At 55.9% G+C, this 4110-nt stretch carries 3 protein-coding genes; all 3 read left to right on the plus strand.

The genetic code is table 11. From position 1 onward, the window contains the following. Positions 1-451 precede the first annotated feature (451 nt). The 3 genes from ltrA (C7H09_RS09330) (at position 452) to ltrA (C7H09_RS09345) (ending at position 4032) form a co-directional block, all read left to right on the plus strand. Positions 452-1780 carry a group II intron reverse transcriptase/maturase gene (ltrA, locus tag C7H09_RS09330; protein WP_240616512.1) on the plus strand — a complete coding sequence of 443 codons (1329 nt, stop codon included), beginning with the start codon at positions 452-454 and terminating at the stop codon, positions 1778-1780. Between the two features lie 126 nt (positions 1781-1906). Further along, positions 1907-2182, plus strand: a complete 276-nt coding sequence (locus C7H09_RS09335) for a hypothetical protein (RefSeq protein ID WP_023009706.1) — start codon at positions 1907-1909, stop codon at positions 2180-2182. 521 nt (positions 2183-2703) lie between these two features. Beyond that, positions 2704-4032, plus strand: coding sequence for a group II intron reverse transcriptase/maturase (gene ltrA, locus C7H09_RS09345; protein WP_240616512.1), 1329 nt, complete (start codon positions 2704-2706; stop codon positions 4030-4032). Positions 4033-4110 lie beyond the last annotated feature (78 nt).

Below are 4110 nucleotides of genomic sequence, written 5' to 3' on the forward strand. Positions count from 1 at the left end.
CGCTCGTGTGTCATGACGAAAGACTTCAGTCTTTCTTGCTGTACTCAAGATGAGGGAAGGCCCCTCGGTCTCGGTGACCAGACACCGGGATCAAACCGCCCTGTGCGGCTTGCATTAAGAGTGCGGGTCGTGAGCGACATGGGAAAAGGCCGTCAAGAGCGGTCAGGTACGTACCCAAGGAGATGAACGAAAGTGAACCGCCGATGAGGGGTCGAAATGTAGACAGATGTTGTCAGAACCGGGGACCGAGCGTCTCCCCGGGATGAGCTGTGACGTGAGCTGGCACAACGGACACAGCGGCAGCCGGTCTTGAGGCGGCATGACCTGGGTACAGGCTTGAGTATGGAACATGAGAACCTGTCGTCCTGATGTTAAGGGAGAAGCACAAGTGGAGATCCCGCGAGGCGAGAGTACCGATGCAGGACACAGGGACGGATTGGCCCGTAGTAGTGTGGAAACACCTGTAATGGGTGTGGAGCGAAGGGGGCAAGTTATCCCGTCGGATCCAGATGGCCAACCGAATTCCGGGAGGAGCCGTCAGGGTCAGGCAAAACCATTTACCATCCCGAAGGCCTTGGTCTATCAGGCCTACAAGCGGGTTCGAGCCAACAAAGGTAGCGCCGGGGTAGATCATCAGAGTCTGGAAGACTTTGATGGTGACCTCAGCAATAACCTTTACAAGCTTTGGAACCGTTTGTCCTCAGGAAGCTATCATCCACCACCGGTTTTGCGCGTGGAGATCGAAAAGGCGGATGGGGCAACCCGTCGTCTCGGCATCCCAACGGTTGCCGACCGCATTGCGCAGATGGTGGTCAAGCTGCTGATTGAACCGGAACTGGAACAACACTTCCACCCGGACTCTTACGGCTACCGCCCGGGAAAGTCAGCGCACGATGCGCTGAAACAGACTCAGGCCCGGTGCTGGAAGAAAGCCTGGGTGCTGGATATGGACATTCAAGGCTTCTTCGACAACATCGACCACAACCTGTTAATGAAGGCCGTGGATCGTCATGTGACCGAGGACTGGCAGAAGCTGTACATCCGGCGCTGGCTAAGCGCGCCGGTTCAGTTGGCGGATGGTTCCGTGGAGGAACGCGATCGGGGCACGCCGCAAGGCGGTGTGATCAGTCCCTTACTGGCAAACCTGTTCCTGCACTACGTCTTTGATCGCTGGGTGGAGAAGCGCTGGGGTGGCATCCAGTTCGAACGCTATGCGGACGATATCGTATGCCATTGTTCCAGTGAACGGGAAGCTCAAGCACTGAAATCGGTCCTTGAGGCACGATTCACAGCGTGTGGCTTGACGCTCCATCCCCGCAAGACAAAGATTGTGTATTGTAAGAGCGAGTACAACCGGCGGGACTACCCGGAGATCGCGTTTGATTTTCTGGGTCACACCTTCCGACCGCGGCTGATCCGCAACCGGTTGGGACAAAAGAAAGTCTACTTCACGGCGGCCATCAGCCAGAGTGCAGCGAAAGAGATCCGCAAGCAGATCAACGAGTGGCCCTGGAAATGGTGGCGACAGAAAGAACTCGGGCAGTTCGCTCGATTCTGTCAGTCCCGCCTCCGAGGCTGGATGCAGTACTATAGCCTGTTTGGCCGCAGCTACATTCGGAATGTGCTGTTTCATTTCGATCTGAGGTTGAGCCGGTGGGCATTAGGGAAGTATCGGAAACTCAGAGGTCTGTTACAGGCTGCCCGGAGAGTGAATGGACTGCGTCGGCGACGGCCGGATCTATTTGCTCACTGGGCAGGATCAAGGGCAATGGTTGGATAACAAGAGCCGTATGAATCGAGAGGTTCACGTACGGTTCTGTGAGAGGCTTTGGGGGTGGTTCCCAGGGCCTACTCGACCTAATTTACCGGTGAGCAAGGCGTTATACACAAGGAATGTTCGTAGATCATGGCAAGGAATCGCGGCCAAGGTGGGCCGATTGAAACAAGGTTGATTAGCCTTTTTGCATCACTGTTTTTCTCTATCCCAACCGCAGTATTCGTTTGGCTCTGGGTCAATTTGGAGTTGGCGGTTTACTGGGATGGCTTTCTCAGCAGTCGTTACCTCATTTCCTGTATCTTGATTTTTGCTGTGTTGGCGTTGCTGCTACCGAAACTGTTTCCGTCTATTCTCGGGGGTGTCTGGCGCGGTATCGCCAAAGTTTGGCACTGGTGGGGGTGGTAGCCTCATGTATAACCAATTGTTCAAGTTCGCTACCGGCCTGGCGGCCGTCCGCCGGACGCCTACTACGCTGCGCTCGTGTGTCATGACGAAAGACTTCAGTCTTTCTTGCTGTACTCAAGATGAGGGAAGGCCCCTCGGTCTCGGTGACCAGACACCGGGATCAAACCGCCCTGTGCGGCTTGCATTAAGAGTGCGGGTCGTGAGCGACATGGGAAAAGGCCGTCAAGAGCGGTCAGGTACGTACCCAAGGAGATGAACGAAAGTGAACCGCCGATGAGGGGTCGAAATGTAGACAGATGTTGTCAGAACCGGGGACCGAGCGTCTCCCCGGGATGAGCTGTGACGTGAGCTGGCACAACGGACACAGCGGCAGCCGGTCTTGAGGCGGCATGACCTGGGTACAGGCTTGAGTATGGAACATGAGAACCTGTCGTCCTGATGTTAAGGGAGAAGCACAAGTGGAGATCCCGCGAGGCGAGAGTACCGATGCAGGACACAGGGACGGATTGGCCCGTAGTAGTGTGGAAACACCTGTAATGGGTGTGGAGCGAAGGGGGCAAGTTATCCCGTCGGATCCAGATGGCCAACCGAATTCCGGGAGGAGCCGTCAGGGTCAGGCAAAACCATTTACCATCCCGAAGGCCTTGGTCTATCAGGCCTACAAGCGGGTTCGAGCCAACAAAGGTAGCGCCGGGGTAGATCATCAGAGTCTGGAAGACTTTGATGGTGACCTCAGCAATAACCTTTACAAGCTTTGGAACCGTTTGTCCTCAGGAAGCTATCATCCACCACCGGTTTTGCGCGTGGAGATCGAAAAGGCGGATGGGGCAACCCGTCGTCTCGGCATCCCAACGGTTGCCGACCGCATTGCGCAGATGGTGGTCAAGCTGCTGATTGAACCGGAACTGGAACAACACTTCCACCCGGACTCTTACGGCTACCGCCCGGGAAAGTCAGCGCACGATGCGCTGAAACAGACTCAGGCCCGGTGCTGGAAGAAAGCCTGGGTGCTGGATATGGACATTCAAGGCTTCTTCGACAACATCGACCACAACCTGTTAATGAAGGCCGTGGATCGTCATGTGACCGAGGACTGGCAGAAGCTGTACATCCGGCGCTGGCTAAGCGCGCCGGTTCAGTTGGCGGATGGTTCCGTGGAGGAACGCGATCGGGGCACGCCGCAAGGCGGTGTGATCAGTCCCTTACTGGCAAACCTGTTCCTGCACTACGTCTTTGATCGCTGGGTGGAGAAGCGCTGGGGTGGCATCCAGTTCGAACGCTATGCGGACGATATCGTATGCCATTGTTCCAGTGAACGGGAAGCTCAAGCACTGAAATCGGTCCTTGAGGCACGATTCACAGCGTGTGGCTTGACGCTCCATCCCCGCAAGACAAAGATTGTGTATTGTAAGAGCGAGTACAACCGGCGGGACTACCCGGAGATCGCGTTTGATTTTCTGGGTCACACCTTCCGACCGCGGCTGATCCGCAACCGGTTGGGACAAAAGAAAGTCTACTTCACGGCGGCCATCAGCCAGAGTGCAGCGAAAGAGATCCGCAAGCAGATCAACGAGTGGCCCTGGAAATGGTGGCGACAGAAAGAACTCGGGCAGTTCGCTCGATTCTGTCAGTCCCGCCTCCGAGGCTGGATGCAGTACTATAGCCTGTTTGGCCGCAGCTACATTCGGAATGTGCTGTTTCATTTCGATCTGAGGTTGAGCCGGTGGGCATTAGGGAAGTATCGGAAACTCAGAGGTCTGTTACAGGCTGCCCGGAGAGTGAATGGACTGCGTCGGCGACGGCCGGATCTATTTGCTCACTGGGCAGGATCAAGGGCAATGGTTGGATAACAAGAGCCGTATGAATCGAGAGGTTCACGTACGGTTCTGTGAGAGGCTTTGGGGGTGGTTCCCAGGGCCTACTCGACC

Origin of the sequence: Marinobacter fuscus (genome assembly GCF_003007675.1) — a bacterium.
Classification (GTDB): Bacteria; Pseudomonadota; Gammaproteobacteria; order Pseudomonadales; family Oleiphilaceae; genus Marinobacter; species Marinobacter fuscus.

Bases quoted from the DNA above. Each gene is read 5' to 3' on its own strand.
- C7H09_RS09335 (WP_023009706.1), top strand. From the start codon at position 1,907: ATGGCAAGGAATCGCGGCCAAGGTGGGCCGATTGAAACAAGGTTGATT.